Source organism: Pedobacter aquatilis (assembly GCF_030409415.1).
GTDB lineage: Bacteria > Bacteroidota > Bacteroidia > Sphingobacteriales > Sphingobacteriaceae > Pedobacter > Pedobacter aquatilis.
This window is the reverse complement of sequence record NZ_JAUFPW010000027.1, coordinates 1-19,857: the sequence shown is the minus strand read 5'-3', so window position 1 is coordinate 19,857 and position 19,857 is coordinate 1. Positions and strand designations below refer to the sequence as shown.

At 36.8% G+C, this 19,857-nt stretch carries 13 protein-coding genes; 8 read left to right on the top strand and 5 right to left on the bottom strand.

From position 1 onward, the window contains the following. The first annotated feature begins 27 nt into the window (after nt 1-27). From QWY86_RS10875 to QWY86_RS10855, 5 genes are all read left to right on the top strand, one after another. Nucleotides 28-1,320, top strand: coding sequence for an ABC-three component system protein (locus QWY86_RS10875; RefSeq protein WP_290241953.1), 1,293 nt, complete (start codon nt 28-30; stop codon nt 1,318-1,320). Further along, nucleotides 1,313-2,002 carry an ABC-three component system middle component 1 gene (locus tag QWY86_RS10870; RefSeq protein ID WP_290241951.1) on the top strand — a complete coding sequence of 230 codons (690 nt, stop codon included), beginning with the start codon at nt 1,313-1,315 and terminating at the stop codon, nt 2,000-2,002. Before QWY86_RS10875 ends, QWY86_RS10870 begins: the two co-directional genes overlap by 8 nt. Beyond that, nucleotides 1,983-4,283 (top strand): ATP-binding protein, encoded by a 2,301-nt coding sequence (locus QWY86_RS10865; protein ID WP_290241949.1) that lies wholly within the window; start codon nt 1,983-1,985, stop codon nt 4,281-4,283. The genes QWY86_RS10870 and QWY86_RS10865 overlap by 20 nt, the downstream gene beginning before the upstream one ends. Nucleotides 4,284-4,307: 24 nt before the next feature. Next, a complete protein-coding gene (locus tag QWY86_RS10860) occupies nt 4,308-7,535 on the top strand; it encodes an SNF2-related protein (RefSeq protein ID WP_290241946.1) in 3,228 nt (1,075 codons plus the stop codon). 343 nt (nt 7,536-7,878) lie between these two features. After that, nucleotides 7,879-8,136 carry a hypothetical protein gene (locus QWY86_RS10855; protein WP_290241944.1) on the top strand — a complete coding sequence of 86 codons (258 nt, stop codon included), beginning with the start codon at nt 7,879-7,881 and terminating at the stop codon, nt 8,134-8,136. A gap of 52 nt (nt 8,137-8,188) precedes the next feature. Here QWY86_RS10855 and QWY86_RS10850 read toward each other — a convergent pair whose 3' ends face one another. Both QWY86_RS10850 and QWY86_RS10845 read right to left on the bottom strand, forming a co-directional pair. Then, the gene (locus QWY86_RS10850; protein ID WP_290241942.1) at nt 8,189-8,887 is read right to left on the bottom strand and encodes an RloB family protein; all 699 of its coding nucleotides are present in this window, start codon (nt 8,885-8,887) and stop codon (nt 8,189-8,191) included. Nucleotides 8,888-8,889: 2 nt separating this feature from the next. Then, nucleotides 8,890-10,149, bottom strand: coding sequence for an AAA family ATPase (locus QWY86_RS10845; RefSeq protein ID WP_290241940.1), 1,260 nt, complete (start codon nt 10,147-10,149; stop codon nt 8,890-8,892). 302 nt (nt 10,150-10,451) lie between these two features. On the opposite strand from QWY86_RS10845, the gene QWY86_RS10840 reads away from it, so the two are divergent. From QWY86_RS10840 to QWY86_RS10830, 3 genes are all read left to right on the top strand, one after another. Further along, nucleotides 10,452-11,828 carry an ImmA/IrrE family metallo-endopeptidase gene (locus QWY86_RS10840; RefSeq protein ID WP_290241938.1) on the top strand — a complete coding sequence of 459 codons (1,377 nt, stop codon included), beginning with the start codon at nt 10,452-10,454 and terminating at the stop codon, nt 11,826-11,828. A gap of 351 nt (nt 11,829-12,179) precedes the next feature. Beyond that, nucleotides 12,180-13,142, top strand: a complete 963-nt coding sequence (locus QWY86_RS10835; protein ID WP_290241935.1) for a hypothetical protein — start codon at nt 12,180-12,182, stop codon at nt 13,140-13,142. A 258-nt stretch (nt 13,143-13,400) separates the two neighbouring features. Continuing rightward, entirely contained in the window at nt 13,401-14,393 is a 993-nt protein-coding gene (locus QWY86_RS10830; protein WP_290241933.1) for a hypothetical protein, read from the top strand. 613 nt (nt 14,394-15,006) lie between these two features. Here the strand turns inward: QWY86_RS10830 and QWY86_RS10825 are convergent. The 3 genes from QWY86_RS10825 to QWY86_RS10815 all read right to left on the bottom strand — a co-directional run bounded on the left by QWY86_RS10825 (nt 15,007) and on the right by QWY86_RS10815 (nt 19,721). Further along, the gene (locus QWY86_RS10825; protein WP_290241931.1) at nt 15,007-16,080 is read right to left on the bottom strand and encodes an AlbA family DNA-binding domain-containing protein; all 1,074 of its coding nucleotides are present in this window, start codon (nt 16,078-16,080) and stop codon (nt 15,007-15,009) included. A gap of 1 nt (nt 16,081) precedes the next feature. Further along, the gene (locus tag QWY86_RS10820) at nt 16,082-19,219 is read right to left on the bottom strand and encodes a sacsin N-terminal ATP-binding-like domain-containing protein (protein WP_290241928.1); all 3,138 of its coding nucleotides are present in this window, start codon (nt 19,217-19,219) and stop codon (nt 16,082-16,084) included. Between the two features lie 271 nt (nt 19,220-19,490). Beyond that, entirely contained in the window at nt 19,491-19,721 is a 231-nt protein-coding gene (locus tag QWY86_RS10815) for a hypothetical protein (protein ID WP_290241926.1), read from the bottom strand. Nucleotides 19,722-19,857: the final 136 nt, after the last annotated feature.

The window sequence follows — 19,857 nt, the reverse complement described above, 5'->3', positions numbered from 1 at the left end:
AAACTAATTACCAAATCAATAAAAAGAATGGTCAATCAACCTTTACCGCATACCGCAATACCAACATGGAGCGGATTCATTTATCAAGGTAGAGTCGCACTCTATCATATATTAAAGCAGCTTAATGCTAAAGCTGAAAATGAAATAAATGAGTTGGTGCTCCAAATAGATTCCATAGAAGATTTTACTATACTAAAGTCAATTCCTAATGGAGGACATACTCCTATTTCTATGCATCAGATTAAGGCTGTCAAAAGTGCGTCATACTCAACTTACAAGGGAGATTTTGAGCAATTGGAAAGGAAATGGGTCGCTATTGGACTACAAACGGTTGAAGCTTTTTTTCATATGGCAACTCAAAATGAAAAAACTAAAGCACAAATTGAAGTTTTGCATCCGAATATGAAAGTTTATGAATATGAAAATAGTGCAGAATCTTGCCCTTTAAGTGAGATTGATGTAAAAATTAGAGAACAAATTATTTTAGTACTTCAAAAGTATAATATTGTTGGCCATAACAATCCAGATACCGTTCAATTATTAAGTGAAATATTAGAAAAAATTGTATCTGATAAGGTGATATACATTCACGCTCTAAATCATGGTGGAACTGCTATAAGGAATGCTGCGTATGATAATCCTATTCCTCTACAAAATTTCTTAGATGCAATAAGAACAGATATAGCTTCGCTTGTTCAAGACGAAATTTATTTTGAAGACAAGATTAGAAATAATCTTAATCGATATTATCAGGAATTCTGCTTGGATTGTGAAGAAGATCAACTAAGTCCCGAATTAAAAACCAAGATGGATAAATACTCGATACTTTTTAATTCTTATGACGCTACCGCTTTCAAAGAATTTCTACAAAATATAAGACCTCATAAAAGTGTTGCCTATGAGAACTTACAGCAATACACCGACTTAAGTCTCAATGAAGATGAAATGAAAGATTCTTTCTATCAAATACTATTGGCTATTAAAGATTCTAATGGAAGCGATAGCATTGGTTGGGTTTGTTCTGAAAGCAAACAGTATTTCCCCACCTCAATAGACTATTCCAATTCTGAATCAAGTAAGAAAAAAGTAAGTGAGCGGATAATTAAAACAGCTCTAAACAAAATGGTTGATGTTCCTTTTAATTCCGACTACTTAATCACTTCAGAATGTAACGTTGACAATATAGAAGCCTATGCAAACAACGTCAGTCATGTCAACCATGTTGATACTGGCGAAGCTGAAAGTGAAACAAAAATCACCCAATGGAAAAAAGTCAGCTTAATTGATTTAGAAACAGCAAAAAACAAATTAAATGATTGATCTAATAAACAGAATATTCCAAGCTGCAGAGCTCGAAGAAAAACCTAATCCAGATTTCAAAATCTATGTTTTGAAAGAGCAAAAAAATTATTGGGTTATTGCTCAGTACGATGGCGATAACATCAATAATGTATTAAACGACCAAATAGATCTATTTGTAAAAACGAAAGCACTTGTACAAGAATCGACTTTCGATAAAAATGTAAACCTGTTAATATTGAATAAGGTTCCAAAGCTAGAAGATGTTAAATTTGATAATCTGCTACACATTGAAGAGAATCCATATCACTTCAAGAAAAGTATCTTGTATTACACTGATGAGGAACTAAAAAATCTAAATGCTGCAATTGGCGAATCAAATGCACTTACTGCCATTGAGACACTTATTTTGAAAGACGAAATATTCGAACAGCACAAAACGGATTTTGATGCTAACTCGTTTGAGTCATTGATCTATCGAATAGCTATTAAAATACCTTTTATTAAAATAAGAATCACTCAAACCAATAACCTTAAATCTCTTGAAGAAGTAAACAAAAAATCTGTTGAAAACAATCCACTTGACGAAATTCTGGAACAAGATTTTTTTATGCTCGATGAGGAAGATTTTAGTGCAATGACCAATGAAACTATTCTTGAAAAATTAAAAACAATATTACCAAATGAAGATCAACAAAATTAGAATCCAGAATTTTAAGGTATTCGAGGACGCTACTATAAATTTTAATTCTTCTGACATTATTGTATTTGATGGCCCGAACGGTTTTGGAAAGACAACTATTTATGATGCAATAGAATTAGTTTTTACTGGAAAAATAAGAAGATATGAAGACCTTAAGAAAAAACTGATTGACGGAAGGCAAGTTTTTTCTGAAAATCCATTTCAAAATTCAAACGGAATGGGCAAAGACATTTTGATCACAATTGAACTAATTAAAAATGACCATACCTATATATTGGAGCGGTTTGCAGATGCAGCACGCATAGAACCATACATAGACTTTTCCGTATACAAGCTATTCACAAAAGATGAGTTTTTGTCTGAAAATCGGAAATCTGTCGATGACGAAAATCTATTTCTAACAAACTTACTGGGCAAAAATTACGAATCTAATTTCCAATTTCTCAACTATGTAGAACAAGAAGAATCACTATTCCTGCTTAAACATGATGATAAAAAAAGAAAAAGCCATATTGGTCACTTATTTGATCTAAAAGAATTTGAACAAAAAATCAAGAGAATTGATGACCTAAAAAAGAGGTTTGATGCAATCATTACTATTGAAGATGGAAATTTTAGAATTCTTGAGCAGGAAGTGAATCAAATAAAAGCCAATATCATTGCTGATGAAACTCCGACTTCTTTTGTAAAGTTATTAGAAAAAAAAGATTTATTCTGGGATCAGGAGGAAATCGATCCATCTACATTCGACTATTCAGAGATTATAGGCATAGATGGAGTTCTTGACCGCTTAAAGGTATTTATTGAACGAAAAAGCCTATTCAATCAATATAGAAAAAATAGAGCTGTTGACTATCTTTCGGAAAATGAAAATCTTATAAATAGCTTTTTCAAATTTCATAATTTTTTATCTAAAAAAGATGAGATAAGAGAGTTAAAAGCTAAAGTGACAGGTCTGCAAAACACCATTCAGAAACTGGAATCTCTTAGTCATAATGCCGTGGAAGAATCAATAGACTTGACCTCGTATGACTTTATTCCAAGTGATTTAAAAACGACTTTTTCTTTAACCCAACAGGCACTTATAGCCAGTCACAAAGAGCTCTCCGGATTAGATAAAATTTATTCAGACATTTCTAAATCCAGAAATGATTTAATACAGGAACTTACAGACCTAAGAGAAGCTGGAGTTTCTAGTGGAGAATGTATTTTATGTGGCCATGATTGGAAAAACATTGAAACATTACTTCTTCAAATCGAAACTAAATCTGAGCAAATCAAAGAAATCAATTCTGATAAAAGCAATCGTCTTCAGGATACGTTTGCAGAATTTAAATCGGAAACCATTAAACAAATAACAGAACTGATAAATATTCACCTTACTTCTCTTAATTATAATAAAGAATTTACTTCACAGTTACTTGATTTAGAGGACAATCATTTTAATAATCTTCTAAAGGTTCTTGGTATTCTCGAAATTGATTATTCACAATATCTAAGTGACGAACAAATACTAGATGTAGCTGACAAATTAGAATTATTCAAGAACCAAATTTCCATTATAAAAGACACGAGTAATGCAGAATTAGTAGAAACGTATTTTTCGGAGTATTTCCGAGAATATTTCAACAATGAGCTTAATCAAGTAGATTCTGTGACCATTGAACAAATTGAAGCAAAGAGAAAATACTTATATCACAAATTATCATTAAATCAAAATCAAATTTTACAAACTAAGTCTGCACTACTATTAGAGGCAACAAAAAAAAGAGACACAGCAAAGGACATTTCTCAAAAATTGAATAGATTAAAAGGCACATATAACTCATCCTTAAAATCTTACCAGAAAAAAATAATAAAAGACATAGAAACAGTATTCCATATCTATTCAGGCAGAATTATGCAATCTTTTCAAGGTGGGATAGGGCTGTTTATCTTTTCCGAAAAAGAGGGAATCCGTTTTCAAACAGGATCACACAAAACCTATGATGCTGTATTTACGATGAGTTCTGGACAATTGTCAGCATTAATTATTTCTTTCACTCTGGCACTTCACAAGAAGTACTCCCAAAACAAATTAATTTTAATAGATGATCCAGTACAAACTATGGACGAATTAAATCTTTACGGGTTTATTGATTTACTAAGAAATGAATTTTACGATAATCAAATTATTATGTCTACTCACGAAGACATGATGTCAGCATTCATGAGGTATAAATTTAAAAATTATAATCTCACAGAAAAACGTATTAATTTAAAGGAACTTGCAGTGGAATAGAATTAAGCTTAACAACAACTGAACATGTCTAAACCCAATCTCTTCGATTTCAACTATACACTCGATCTTCCAGATCAAGCGAAATTTCCTTTGAATCTGAGAGAACAAGCACGGACAGTTAGTGATATTTTGCTAAACGACATTCAAAATACGGAAGACTACGTCATCCTTACTGGCTTTACATCACTTTCAAACCTAATTGATATTTTTGGCACTAAAGATTACCCAAAATTAAAAAGGCCCCGTATTGTAATCGGTTTTGATCCAGATGAACGCGTGGGGAGAAGACTTCCCCACTATCATTTATCTACTGAGATTAAAAACTATTGGGTTAAACAAAATGTGAGTATTAAACTTTGCGGCCCAATACTAAATATCATCGAAAAAATTAATGAGGGCAAATTCAATTTTAAAGTTAAAGATAGGCTACATGCCAAAATCTACGTGGGCGATACCGCCGCCATTTTAGGTTCTTCCAATTTTAGTAAATCCGGAACACGCATACAAACCGAAGCAAACATACGGGTTAGACCAACGCTATCTGAAACAGAAAAGTCCCAGTATGATGATATCAAAAACATCGCCGAGTATTATTACGGTATTGCACAAGACTATAATCAGGGCCTGATAGACCTGTTTACCAAATTATTGAAAGATGCAACCTGGGAAGAAGCGTTGGCGAGAGCCATTGCCGAAATACTGGAAAGCAAATGGATGAAGGATTTTCCGGTATTGTACCAGGCATTAATTACCCATAATTTATGGCCATCGCAGAAAATGGGTATTGCCCGGGCCATGAAAATTATACAAGATCAGGGTAGAGTACTGGTAGCCGACCCAACAGGCAGCGGCAAAACCAAGTTTGCAACTGCGCTTGCCTATACCCTATTTCACTGGCTATGGGAAAACGGATTAAAAGACCGTTCCAACGCGTTGATTATATGCCCTAAATCAGTTATGGAAAACTGGGAGAAAGAACAATCGCATTTCAGTCTTTATAACAAGATAGAATCTATGGGTAAGCTAAGCGTTGGGCACGATAAAAATCAAAAGAGTTTACAAAAAATGATTGAGAACTCTGATATTTTGGTGGTTGACGAAGCACATAATTATTTATATCCTCATTCAAAGAGAAGCCAGGCCATTTCACCCAAAGGCTCTAGTCATGTAATTCTATCTACGGCTACTCCTATCAACAAAAAAGCTGATGATTTATTGCGCTTAGTCGAACTACTCGACATTGATAATCTAAGTGATGATGACTTAACCACTTATCTGGAACTAAGGAAAAACAGAAAGAAAAACATCGACAAAAAGCATTTAGAGCAACTTAAGGGCTATATCAATCAATTCATTGTAAGACGTACCAAACGGGAGCTCAACAAAATGATAGAACGCGAGCCTGAGCATTATCGCAACAGGTATGGCAAAACTTGCAAATATCCTAAAACAATATCAGAAACCTACCCTACTGGTGAAAATGAGAATGACAAAGCAATAGCGAATCAAATTTTAATACTATTGCAACAGCTAAAAGGTATACATTATTTACAAACGATAAGAGTACCAGATTTTTTAAAAAAGGAAGAGGAGAAAATACACTACATCATCCAAAGATTTACCTCAGCTACTGCTCTTGCTGGCTATATGATTAGGGTAAACCTTCGTTCATCACGTTGTGCCTTATATGAATACTTGTTCGGAACCAACGCGGCAAACGATAGATTTTTGTTAAAATCAAATAAAAACCCTTCTGGAAACATCTTAAGTAAGATTGAAAAATGTTCGGCAGCATTACCTAAACAATACATTGAAAACTATCTTTTAAACGAAAACCAGAGATGGCTTTATGATCAGCAACAATATGATGAAGCCTGCCAGGCAGAAATATCAGTTTATGGGAAAATCGGTTCACTTTTAGAACAGCTAAGCGATGAAAGAGAATTAAAAAAAGCCGAAATACTTATTGAATCTGCCATCAAAAACAATAAGGTGCTAGCATTCGACTCAACCGTGATCACTTTAGACTATCTTCAGAAAATTATTACCGATAAGCAAAGTAAAATAAAAGCAATTGTGGCTGCCGGACATAATAAAACAAGCCGGAATCAGGTAATGGAAATATTTTCATTAGGAGCGGCTCAGGGAGAAAAGCTTATTGCATTATGTTCAGATGCCATGTCGGAAGGGATTAATCTTCAGGATGCAAGCTGCCTCGTATTGTTAGATATGCCAAGCGTATTGAGAATCATTGAGCAACGTATAGGGCGATTAGAAAGGATGGATTGTGAACACGAAGAAATTACGGTGCTATGGCCAGATGATTCAGAAGCTTTTTCGCTGAAAGGAGATCAGAGAATGATAGATACTTTGCTAGTGACCGAAAATCTGATTGGTAATAATGTTGAAATACCCAAAACAATATATGATAAATATCTTAAAGAAGAATTCAACACGAAGAATATCATTAATGCCTTTAATGAATACACCACAACAGAGCATGAATGGGAAGGCGTTAAAGACAGTACTCAATATTTATATGGCTTACTAGAAGGTCCTGATGCGTTGATAGATCATCATACTTATGAAATGTATAGGGATGTAGATGCAACTGTAAAAACGGCTATAAGTTTTGTGGAATCAGACCTAAACTGGTGCTTTTTTGCATTTAGAGGAAGTACAACTAAAAGCCCCAAGTGGTTACTGATAGATGAAAAAGGTAAAGGACATACTGATTTCTCAGAAATCAGCAGTAAATTGCAAAGCTACCTGGTGAAAGATAATATCATCCAAAGAAAATGGAAAGAGGTAGACACTACTTTGCAAATGGATCAGATTATCCGAAAACTCCGCAAAGAGGAAAAGAATTTACTTCCTTGGAAAAAGAAGCGGGCATTGGAAAAGGGTGAAGCAATACTCAAAAAATATAGGGAAACCAGCAGTATCGTAGTCGACAACCAAAAGTGTGATAAGATTCTCAAGCTATTTGATTCCAATGGCGACGATGAATATGTTGACCTTGATCATTTTGCAGATTTATGGTTAACTATCTTAATACCTGAACTTGATAAATTAAGGGCTGTTCCTGCAAGAAGAAGAAAAATTTATACCCTCAGAGACCTCAATTTCCGTAATGTAACTATCACAGCTGAAAGATTAGATTGGCTGTTAGAAAATTGTCAATATTCAAGTACCTTGGATGAAATGGTATCGGCTTGTATCATCAGCATTGCAAAGAGTAAGATATCCTAAGGAACTAGCAGTGATTATAGGAGTTTCCTGACTAAGATCTTCTTCAATATACCTTTCTTCTAACCGCTCAACTTTACGTTTTAATTCCCTATGACTATTTTCCAACTCTAAAAATCCGCTCTCTTATTTTCGGTCAGCTGGTTGAATGTCGCCGCAACTTGCTCAACCAATAATTCGATATACTCCTTCGCAACATCAATTTTGAAGAACTCAAGGATATCTGCAAATCTTGAATTAAGAGATTCCGCGTTCTTGTTATTACAACAAGCTTTGGTTTTACATTTGTAATAATAGATTACATTTGGAAATAGCAAAAAAGGGAGGTTTTTGTAGCACTATCTAATTGAGAAACGGGATAACAAAATCCGGAGAAATTTGGGAGTGGGCAAAAACGGGAATTAAAGAAATACCAGGGAAACCGGTAGAGGCACGCGATATCAAAATTGCACTTTACGCCCCAGAGACAACAATTTGCAGGTGGATTTTAAAAGGAGCTTATCCGGTATTCTTTGAGGTAGCCTCTGAGCAGGAAAAAATTTTGCTCGGTACAATAGACTTTATCTACAGGGAGCTGGTTCGGGTATACCCAGCTATGATTTAAAGATCGATCGTATATGAATCGCATTAGATTTGGCCGGTTTACGAGCTTACTGCTAAAGATCTTTATTATTTTTGGTCTGATCAATATATTTCCTTAACCGTTCTACCAATTCATAAACGCGCGTTGAGGGACAGGATTTAGCCTGGCTCTGACCTACATGCATTTCTTCGAGTGCTTTAGCCCACGCTATCGCCTGCTTCTCATTGCCAAGCGATTCAATCCGTTTAACCACGTCTAGTGTATTTTTAGCATATTTCAGGCCCAAATGCCCACTTAGTATCGGGTAGTAGTCGTCACGGTGAAGAGCACTCTGTAAATACTGAAAATGCAGAACATACCAGAGTTCAAAAGATTGGTTGGAATGGGCACTTTCGATCCCGTTCTGTCCAGCGGTTTCAACCGCAAGATTGTACCTAGCATCGGGAAAGTCGTCCTTATCATAGACAGCCCAGACTTCATCGAAGTTAGGTTTGAGTTTGTTCGCTTTTCGTTCATCACGGAGTTCGATTGCCTTATTGACAACATTCAGGGTATTATCCCCCGCCCCATCCACTTCAATGGTGTTGACCATATGTTTGGGCAGCTGACTGGCCAGATAATTGAAATAGATCGGCTCGGTCCTTTCACCTTCACTTACGATGAGAAAGTATTTTAGTTCGTCTTTACTGTCTAGCTGAAGTTTTGGCGCCGGCTTCTTACTCATTTCAGCTACGAAGGCACTAAAATCAAATTGATCTTTCTTTTTTGCCATCTCTAGTTAACTTCAAGATTATCGATAAAAGGTATACCGCCATATTTTCCTTCAAGGTAATTTTTTGAATAAGGACTATCCTTTCTCACCTTGAATTCCGCCAGGCTGGTAATCCGCGTGGCCTCCTGTTGGTCCTTTTCAACAAAATAAATCTGGTCACGCCTGAGTAGCTGGTTATCCATAAGCGTAGAATCGTGGGATACGGCAAGCAACTGACCCCCATTTCGATTGTCTTTACAGTTGAAAAGGAGAACGATCGCACGGGTAAGAAGGCTGTGAAGCCTGGCATCCATTTCATCAAAAACAACAAGCCTACCTTTTTCGATAGCATCGATAAGTAACCCGGCCAGGTTATAGAATTTCTTGGTTCCTTCCGATTCTTTACTTTTCATCGGAAAAGTAGTATCGGATACTGGAGAGCCATTTGAATCATATACATTGTGGACAGTGAATACACTGTTATCACGACGTCCTAAGTTCCTAAGAAAAGTATCACTTAATCCTTCACCCAATAATTTAATATAGCGATTTAGGTCCTCGTCACTGCCCTCAACGATCTGTATTTCCTTTATACCCAAATCTGCTTCCCTGATTAGGTTGTTGATCCTATCCTTATATTCATCCTGTTGCACCATCTTTGTGGTAAGGCTCTTGTACTGGTTATCCTCCATGCCGTTGACGATATATATGCTGTCAAACCAGCCTGAAATCTCTTCAGCAAGTCCTACATTCCACTGGGCAGCAACGGTCAAAAAAAGTGCATTCTTTCTGGTTCGCTGGGCAAGCCCGTCACTACCTTGGAATTTCTTCTCATTAATATGGAACTCATCATTAGCCCTGATGAACACCTCTTTCAATGTACTGGCCCGCACTTCAAGGAGCCACTCCTGATGGATCTCCTTTTCGTCAGCCAGAAAACCATAGCGATACCTTTTTTCACCCAAATGGAATTCAAGCTCGAAGCGGCTGGGTTTAGCTAAGCTATCAAGGTTAAGCAAAAATGGTTCAGTATTGATCTGGGCTGTTACCTTTCGGTCAGTAGCAGAATTTAAGACCATGTCCCTAACAAACGCAAGTGCATCCAGGATCTTGGATTTCCCACTGGCATTGGCACCATTCAAGATAATGGATTTGAGCAGATTGATCCTTTGCCTGCCAATCACATTTTCCTCCTGAAGTTCAGTCAGTGAGCTTGCCTCAAAGTTGATCACTGCGCTATCCATTATCGACTTGTAATTTGCAACCTGAAAATTAATGAGCATATATGAATATTTTTTACAAAGTAAACAATAAATATACCAATTTCAGCTCATAAATATCATACATATGCAAAATACCTACACAAATAGTCTTTTTTTCCAACTCTATAAATACCTAGTTCTGCTAAAAAAAATGATAGCCCATAGAGGAAACTAGACATTTGTCAGATCTGCTTATTAAAACCTTAAGAGAAATAGTGACTCACATTACCTCGCTTTTATTGTGGAAAACTTGCGTCAAACAACTGAAGGCAAGCCTATCTATTTCATTTATATTTGTTTAATTGAATTCAAAAACATTGGAAATGAATACAGTACACAAAGGAAACACCTTCGAGGCAGTAGCCCATCAGATTTTAAAAGAAGCACTTGAAAGCCTTAAACTTGGGCTAATCCCTTCCTGCTGTACCATCATTCCAAAGCCTAGATATTACGCGCTTGGCACCGATGAGTATATTGAATTCGATTTAAGTATAGAAGTAAGGATCGGCGAAAACAAAGATCTATCTTTTTTATACATCATTGAATGTAAGGATTACGCAGACCCTATTCCGGTAGGAAAAGTCGAAGAGTTTTACTCCAAGGTAACCCAGGTAACCGGACTGAATGTGAAAGGAGTTTTAATGACGACCTCAGATCTTCAGAACCGCGCAGAGAAATTTGCCAAGAGCAAAAATATGATGTGGATCAAAGTTGCTGACAATAGTCCACAGATAATGCTTTATAATTCAAAGCAGGAAAAGAACAATCTCGAAGATACCGACTTTATCCATCTGCAAAATGAACTGCAGCAATTAAGGGACCTGCAATCGGTAATGTTTTCCGGGGAAGACGGGCAATCCTTCAACTGGGATGAGCTTATCTATAAATTCATCAAACATGCCGCATTGGGCAATCTTGGCAGAGAGAACAGCAAGGAGGAGCCAATTGCAGGACTAGAACGGCTCTCCCATGACCTTTTGGAGAAAATGTCTGAAAAGATTTTAAATCAGTTCGACCCTAATATCCTCAAATCTGGCCTTGCGTTGAATCTTGACGAGTTCAGGCTCCACCTTCAAGATACATACGGTCTGGAAGTCCTGGAAACTGTCATCCCTGAGAAAAAAGGAAGAAAAATATACGGTGCATATGATGCTTCAAATAAGCGCATCCTCATTGATGAACAGCTTGTATCCACTGATCGCTATGCGTTTGTATTGGCGCATGAGATAGCCCATTTTTTCCTTCACTCCAATCTTAAAATGGGACAGGGCCAATACGACATCCTTTCAGACTCTGAATACGATGCAGAAATCGGCAAACACCAGCTCCGCAATGAGCGGCACTGGGTAGAATGGCAAGCCAACCAGCTCGCTGCATGCCTGCTTTTGCCAAAAATCAGTCTGATGTCCAGGCTGATTATTACCCAGCGTCAGTTAGGAATCTCCAAGCATGGAAAAATCTATTGCGATAACAATAATTACAACAGAGTGGATTTTCTGTCTACCATGGACGGCCTGAACAATTATTTTAAAGCGAGCAAAACCGTTATTGAATACCGCTTAGCCGACCTGCGAATGATACGCTATGCTCCAGACTTCCGGCGTCCGAACACATCTTTCACAGGTGTGGCCAAAAACACCAGAAGTGTGGCGTCGTTGATCAAGTATACCTTGTCCAAAATGGAAATAAACAAGGGCTAATAATAGCTTTAGTTTTAGTTTTATAGACTCCTAAAATTATAAACTTCATCCGGACTTCATGATTATTTTCATAATTTTGGGCTAGCAAGGGGTGAGAGCCTTGCATCAAACTTCAGGTTTGAGAGCGTTAATTTAGATTAGGGCCGGCAATTTATTTTGTCTGCCCTTTTTATCCATCACGGATAATCCGAATTCATTCAGCTTTCCTATTCTTTATTCGCGGAGCCTATCCCGGAAAATCTTTAGGTTTGCAAATACCTAAAGGCTAACAGAAAAAACTATGACACTGATTTCACTCTGAATGATCATGGAAATATAATTATCGTTAGCGACCGCGCAATCTCCAGCACTATGGCCAAAGGTAATATCATATTGCCAACAACAAATGGAAGGACAAACGCGACAAACCCAGTTGTAGGCTTTCACATCAAAACCATCATCATACAGGACTTGCTCTGCATCGGATTTTCAGGTCAGGTAAATGAAATCGAATCACTCCTTACGGATCTCCAGGACTTCTATATGCATAGAAAGGTAAGCTGCGAAACGTTGATGGAAATCTACCATGAGTTAAATCAGCAATACTCAGTAAGCGCTATCTATGCCCTTGCCGAGGAGAATGATGAAAAGCACCAGATCATGGTTGTGAGATCAGGCAATTGGATATTTGAAGACAGCAGATTGAATTTCCATATGCTCTCGGCAGGATCTGGAGCCTCCGACTGGACTTCAGAGATTTTACTGAGCGCCGCATTCCAGAGCGAAGATGACATTGACGCACCATTTAGTAGACAACGAGCACTACAATCCTGCATTAAATGGATCATGAAAGAACGTATTACAGACCGCCACCTTATAAACGGCTGGGGCGGCGGCTTTGATCTGGTATATTTTGAGAACGGAAAGTTGCAGCGGCTGGACAACTTTGCATACGCTTTTTATGCTGTTGATATATCCAATGAAGACACTGTATTAACTCCAATATCGGTCATTCACCAGCGTTACACAAACGGCAAGCTGATCATCAGGCATTTTGAAAAAAACGGTTTCCAGACCTATGCTATTCCGGAGTTCAATAACAAAACAGATTACTCGGAAGACCAACCAGACTGTTATGCAAGGGAGGTAATTTCATGCATTCATCTTTTTGATGGAGGTAAACACCTTTTAGACCTAGGCGTCCTTTTTTGGGACAGTAACCCTAATGCCGAGCTAGCTTTCAGCACCACAGGGGAAAACGGCCAGTTTGGAATAAGATTCAGGGAGATTTATCACGATAAACTAAAAGAGGCCATAACCAGTTTTACATCTTAATAAGAGAGTTGCAGCGTATGATCGTGATTCATGATATGTGCAAAATCGCTGTTCGAATATCTGTAATTTTTGCTGACAAAAACTCTATGCAGGAATTCAAAGAGATGAGATCACGATAAAGCTCAAAAAGGAAGTTTTATCTTTACAGTATTTGTGCCCTCTGATACTTTCTTGCTTGAAAAAACCAGTCGTTTTTTTGAATTTTGCATCATATAATACTAACATATTGTTTAGATTGAGTCCGTAAAAACAAAGCCGATGGTAAATGTTCATCAAAAAAAACAACTGAGTATATATCAGTCTATTGCAAAGAACGTAAATAACAAAAAATGGACCTGCTACCAACCGGGCTGTTTTAATGATGCCATCAATTCACACTTATTACAGAGAAATGGGATATTATCTCACATTGCAGAAAATTCAAGCTTAATACAGGTAGGCGCCAAAGACATTTTTCAATTTGAGGGCACAGGAGCTGTAACATTTAAAAGATTAGGTATCAACAATGCTATCAGCTATCCATTATTTTGTAATGGGCACGACACTCAAATATTTAAACCGATTGAACAACAGTCAATTGACTTTCACGACTACCATAGTCAGCTCCTTTTCTCCTATCGCGCACTTTGTGCAGAACTCAGGAAAAAAGAAAAAAGTCTGGAGATCAATGAACGTCTTTATCAGTCAAAAAATCTGATTGCGTTAATGGAAAAGGATTTTTTCAAGATGCTGGAAACGCGTAAGATCGGTCACAAATTAGCAGTGAGGGATCTCAAAACCTTCAAAAAATCGTTTGAAGACGAACTTGATTCACCTAATGGAAATTTTTCATTTAAGACCCTGATATTTCCATCTATCAAAGTTTCTGCCTCAGCAATATTCAGCTATATGGATGATACCGATAGACTGGACGGACGTTATCTCGATGAGCAGCCGCTGGATACGGTTTTTGTGAACGTCATCCCACAAGAAATATCCTCGATCGTTATTATCGGATATCAAAATAACAGAACCAATAAATGGATTGTAGATTATATTCAAAAGTGGCAGGACTGCCTTGATGATGAGTTTGGCAGACTCTTGTCTGATTTGGTCACCCGATTTGAGACTTGGACAATGGCTGAAAGTTTGTATCAGCGCATTCCAGATTTATCTGTGAAAAGCTATCTCTCAGCTTTCGAAAACACGATGCATTCTGGTATTGACCGGACCACATTACTCAACTTCAATTTATTTAATCTAGACGAATGAAACAACGAAATGATTTTGGATTATCCTAACATATATTAAAGTTTAACGTCTAAAATAGAAATCCCAAATGGTTACATTAGTTTAGCTGAATAAAGCTTTCAGCTAAAAGACCCTCTTGCAATGACAAAAAAATACGCTCTAAATATGACCAAAACAGGCAAAATCAACAAACAGGAAAAGGCGATATCAGATTTCCAATCACTTACGATACGAAATAACCTATGAGGAGTGAAGCCCAAGCTTCTCAAAAGATCAAGAAGTGGCACCTTCTTTTTAATCTCATTACATTCAAAAAGCAGACATAATAATTTGACAATTAAGTTAAAGCATAAATACATAGAATTTAACAGCTAAACTTAACTAAGGATTTTTACCAGGAAGAGTTTTGGACTAAATTGGACTTTTCATGAGCCGGACATCAGATAAATGGGCTGTTTTTGAGCTGATACAAACTAAAGTATAAAAATAAACCGACATCATTAAGTCAAATATTTTATTAAAATAAAGGATTCTACTATCCAAAAAACTTGGAGGAGTGTTCCGACTGTAAAAAGTAACAATTTTTAAGCACGAGATCCCAAAGCAACTGCAGATTTTTGTGTCGATCCGCAAATTAGATTGTCGATAAGTTATATTTCGCAATTGCTGCTTTATCTATTCTGTCAACGACTTCGGCTATGTATGATAGTTTATCCAAAATCTCATCTATTGACAATTGGTATTCACTACCGTTAGCATTTCCAGTTGGAAAAAACCTCAAAAATTTATCATCGACAATTCCATTCCGATGCGCGTAAAGATGTCTGATCTGTAATATTTTTTCAATCTCATGTTGTGTGATTTCCTCCAGTACATTTAGGTTTCTTATTTGATCATTTTCTGAAATAAATCCTTTGACACTGCCTTTTTGAAGTTTACCAATTTTTTCTTTCGCCCAGAAAATTATAAAGTCCTGTATGTCGGAACATTTTAAAACTTCTTCAATGGTTACCGTTTGTTTTGACTTAAGAGTCTGCGGTTTAGCAAGATATATTTCAAACAAAATATCCGAAAGATAGGTTTCGAAATTATCAACAGCTGAAGAGAAAAGAATTCTAGATAAAACCTTGCCCTCTTTTACTCCGGTCAATTCTGTTGGTGAAACCGGGTATAAAAGATGGCTCAGGCTATCAATCATATTCAATATACTTTGATAGTGTTCGATTAGCTTAGTCTTCGAATCGGTTGCACCGTTTTTCAAATTTTCAAAGCTGGAGTTGAATGAGACAATTTTTACATAACCACTAGGTGAAAAGCTCTGAACATCTGACATGGTATTTATAATTTTGCTCCCCTTTCTCACAAAAACTTTACCCTCAAGGCTAATGGTCTGCGAAGATTTCTGAACTTCTATTGCGAAAAGGTTCTTACCGTTATATTCTATATACCCGTAATCAATTACAGGTTTTGGTTGCAGCAGATCTATTGCCTTGTGGGTCATTGAATTGGCCCTAAAATCCTCGCTTAGGCCAGAAACCTTCAGTCCACCAATTTCATTGACACCCAATATTAATAGGCCTCCATTTGTATTTGCAAAAGAGCTGATGATCTGAGCTATACTTTTAGATGGCGGAAGGACAGCCTTATACTCGAGGGTTTCATTCTCGGGCTGTAATATCATAGATAATACCTTTTTATGTAAGTTCATATTAGTTCATGTTAATCGGGATTTTTGTTATTCCCGTGCTTTTGAGTATACGGCCAAGTGTAAGTAAGTGCGGATCGGTAATTCCATTTTCTACCCACAATTCAGCGTTATCATTATCAAGGGTATCTTTCTCTGATGAATAGTAAACGATGACTTCGCCGTTGTCGGAAGGCCGCGCTACGATTTGTACTTCTATACCATTTTTTAATATGCCGGCAAAGGTTGTCGGGGCAGTTTCCTCGAGATCAGTACAATCATAATCCGGATGATTCTCCAAAAACTCCTTAATATTTATTTTCGCCCTATCTATAAGTTTATGGGCATATTGGTACATTTCAGGGGTAGGCTTTGAAGTATGCAAAAACCTGGATGAAATACCCGGATCTTTGAGTGCTTCCATCAGTTGATCGGGCGTTGAAATACCCAAGCTTACCAACACCTCCTTTGTAATAGCAATACGCTCGCTGTCTTCATCCTGGTGTTCCACATTGTCATAATTACTGAGGCTTGCCAGTTTTTTCCTTAACTCATCAATATTCTCTATTCCATGTTCTTCCATGAGCGCTTCAAACTCCGTCGCTTTCTTCATATTTGAAGATATGTCATCATCTTCCAGAAAAAGGAACCTTTTCTCATAGAGATCTGGAAAGTGTCTTTCTCCGCACTCTTTATTTTCACTCATCCAGACGTAAAACTTTTTTAATGTCGTTTTATATTCCTTGCGAAGATCAACATCTCGAAGTATTGGTTTGATATGGGTTGAAATTCTTTCAGCTACCTGGGCAATTCCATAGGTCCTATTTTCGGGGAGGGTTAAGAAAATCGAAACATCAAGTAATTCAGCTCTAAAATCCGATCCCAATTCTGCAGAAATATCCTTTAAAACATCGCCGATATCATCCTCGTCCAAAAAGAGGCTGTTCGCAGTTTTAAAATTCCCATTCTGATCCGGTAGAATTGGAGCTTTCTCCCGATCATAGAAGTTTGAAAATTTGTAATCTGTAAGGAAGGAAACAAAGTCATTTAACCAGGTTAAAAAGTCATCATCATTGTCAAACCCGTATTCCTCCCGGGCAGTTTCCACGTTTTTTTGATCAGACAAGGCATTAACTATGTATAATAAGGATTTCTTATCTGACTCTTCCCAGATTTTTTCATCAAAGTAGTTGAGGTGCCGTTTTTCTTTAAAATCGTCTGGATATATACGTTCAGATAAATCAAAAATCTTAGTTCTCTTTTCAGGTATGTCTTTTTTAGGGAACAAACTTACCAGGTAGTCACAAATAGCCGATATTTCACTGCCACTCTCGTCTTTTATCGCGGCATTTATAAGAGCTATTAAATCATCTTGTTTTTTAAAGTAGTATTTTATTCCTTCACCAGTGAGTGCACCGGGATATATCAGGTAAGTCCTCGGGTCCGTGCCGACCATAGCGCAGACATTTTTAATTTCTTCATCAATTTTATCTTCAATATAGAGACTTGTTTTGGCTACAAAGGTTCCCAGCTGGTTAGGAATCACCGTGTACTTATCCACTTTGATTTCCTTGATGACCTCCTCTTCCTCATTCAATAATTTGTAATAATCGTTTAAAAAAGATAACGGCTGGCAAGTGTCAACCAAAGATTCGCCCAGAGTATCAAGATCCCCTTTTTCCTGAATTTCTTCTGTCAAGCTGGTTAGCGAATACGACCTGCAGTCACTCCAAATAATTTCTGCCCAATGAGATACATGTTCTTTTTTAGGCACTTTATCCGGATGAATTTTTTTGACAAGTTTAAATAAAAATTTCTGGATCCCCTCATTTGCTGCAACTGGAAAATAGGCAAGATAATAGCCTTCGCTATCGAGGATTGAAATTCTATCGCCACTGTCTGTTTCTACAATTTCACTTTCCAGTAACGTTTCTCTGATTGGTTTAATTACAGATGTCTTAAACCAATCAGGATCTATCCAAACATGTCTTTTTGGGTTTTTGACTCTGGCAAGATTATATAAATCCTGCCAATTCGTTTCAGTACCTATAAAATCTAGGAATTGTTGATATAAAGAGACTGCTTTAACCATGATGCTACAGTTGAGTTTCAAAGTATCATTTTCCTCATCATCAATTAAGCTCACACCGTCCCGAGGTTCTGTGGGTTCAAAAAGAGAGCTGTTTACCACGAAAGGTAGGTAGAGATCTTCAGTACCAATCATCGGAAAGTCTAGATGCAAGCGAGGTATCTTCTTATCCAAATGTTCAATGTGATAGTTGCCTCTAGTATAGGAAACCGGAATAATGAGTTGGACATCCGATTCAGAAATACGGAGATAATAAAACTTAGAACTTTTCCCGTTCATCTTAAGATTAAAAACCTGAAGATTTAATTCATCATGTTCGATATCATCAAAATGTTCAATCGTGTATTTAACATCTCCGAAAAGGCCATCATCCAATCGAACAGAATTAATTTCTGGAACATTAATTAATGTGTAGGCGATCCCTTGCAAGGCCTCGTCCAGGGCAATATTCGCCAAGGTCTCTTTTTGCGGAGTCAGTGGATATATAAACGAAGTTTTCAGTTCATCTTTCGATAGGGAATTCACATTTGATGCTTGAATACTAGCTTCAGCATCATCGAATGCTTGATTTATTCCCTCAATGATTTTGGATTCGGTCTTTCCTGACCGGTCTAATACAAAGCTGAAATCATGAAAATTACCATCTTCGTTCTTATAATGGCTTTTGATCTCTACACATTCTGAAAGAAGATGGGTCGTCATAAAGCCGGTCCCAAAACGTCCGGTGGTTTTATGAATTTGGCCAACATTTTCCTCATCCCTATTCTTATCACTAGACGAGTATTTTCTTATCAGCCCTCGTATGTGCTCATTGGTAAAAAAACCTTTATTATGCGAAAATGTAAACATGTTTTCGGATATCGAGATACTTACGTCTACTTTTTCCTCCCCAGTATTTGATAAAAAGACATTATCTTTTGCATTCTGAATCAACTCCCATACCAATCTCCTCGCGGTAAATTCAGTATTTATATTTTGACGGATATTCATCAATTTTTCCAGAATTGATTTTGCGGTAATCTTGTTTAGCTCATCCCTTTCATATTTCGAGAATATACCATTGCTTGAGTTCATTTAATTTAGATTTAGTGTAAAATATTGAGCGTGTACAATAATTAATTTTATTTTAGTAAAAAAAAGTTTGCGATTAAAGACAAAAAACTAATGTAAAAGAGCTTACCTTTAGGAAGTAACCTCCCCCAGATATAAAAGTAATATCAGGATTTTAATCTAAAATGACTGATTTACCTTCTGGCAAAAGACTGTTATTTATTTTTCTCTGTAAAGACAATTAAGGCATAAAATAATAAATGCAAAAAACCGGCCCTGCTTAGAATATTCGCATCTAAAACTTATTCTCTTTTCCAGCAATCTCTTTTAAATCTTTAGATGCATTGGAAAAAGCGCTGTTCGCCCATTTAAAAAAGAAAATTATTCCTGCTATCGAAAAAATAATGGATATCCCGACGCCTAAAGCTAGACTTACAAGCAATATATACTTTCCTATTATATGAGACTGTAAATCGCCATTGCCTAGAAAATCCTTGTCAGTATTGGCATAAACCCATCCACTCATAATGAAAGAGCAAATTGCAGCATATAAGAACTGGAGTTGCTACATTTGACTAGAGGGATTTAGTCGTCAGATTTAGAAAGAAACTTTTAAATTTGATTATATGGGCAGACGAGTGTTTGATGAATCCTTCAGAAAG

Coding starts and splice junctions, on each gene's coding strand:
- QWY86_RS10875 (WP_290241953.1), top strand. CDS start 28: ATGGTCAATCAACCTTTACCGCATACCGCAATACCAACATGGAGCGGA.
- QWY86_RS10870 (WP_290241951.1), top strand. CDS start 1,313: ATGATTGATCTAATAAACAGAATATTCCAAGCTGCAGAGCTCGAAGAA.
- QWY86_RS10865 (WP_290241949.1), top strand. CDS start 1,983: ATGAAGATCAACAAAATTAGAATCCAGAATTTTAAGGTATTCGAGGAC.
- QWY86_RS10860 (WP_290241946.1), top strand. CDS start 4,308: ATGTCTAAACCCAATCTCTTCGATTTCAACTATACACTCGATCTTCCA.
- QWY86_RS10850 (WP_290241942.1), bottom strand. CDS start 8,887: ATGGCAAAAAAGAAAGATCAATTTGATTTTAGTGCCTTCGTAGCTGAA.
- QWY86_RS10845 (WP_290241940.1), bottom strand. CDS start 10,149: ATGCTCATTAATTTTCAGGTTGCAAATTACAAGTCGATAATGGATAGC.
- QWY86_RS10840 (WP_290241938.1), top strand. CDS start 10,452: ATGAATACAGTACACAAAGGAAACACCTTCGAGGCAGTAGCCCATCAG.
- QWY86_RS10835 (WP_290241935.1), top strand. CDS start 12,180: ATGGCCAAAGGTAATATCATATTGCCAACAACAAATGGAAGGACAAAC.
- QWY86_RS10830 (WP_290241933.1), top strand. CDS start 13,401: ATGGTAAATGTTCATCAAAAAAAACAACTGAGTATATATCAGTCTATT.
- QWY86_RS10825 (WP_290241931.1), bottom strand. CDS start 16,080: ATGAACTTACATAAAAAGGTATTATCTATGATATTACAGCCCGAGAAT.
- QWY86_RS10820 (WP_290241928.1), bottom strand. CDS start 19,219: ATGAACTCAAGCAATGGTATATTCTCGAAATATGAAAGGGATGAGCTA.
- QWY86_RS10815 (WP_290241926.1), bottom strand. CDS start 19,721: ATGAGTGGATGGGTTTATGCCAATACTGACAAGGATTTTCTAGGCAAT.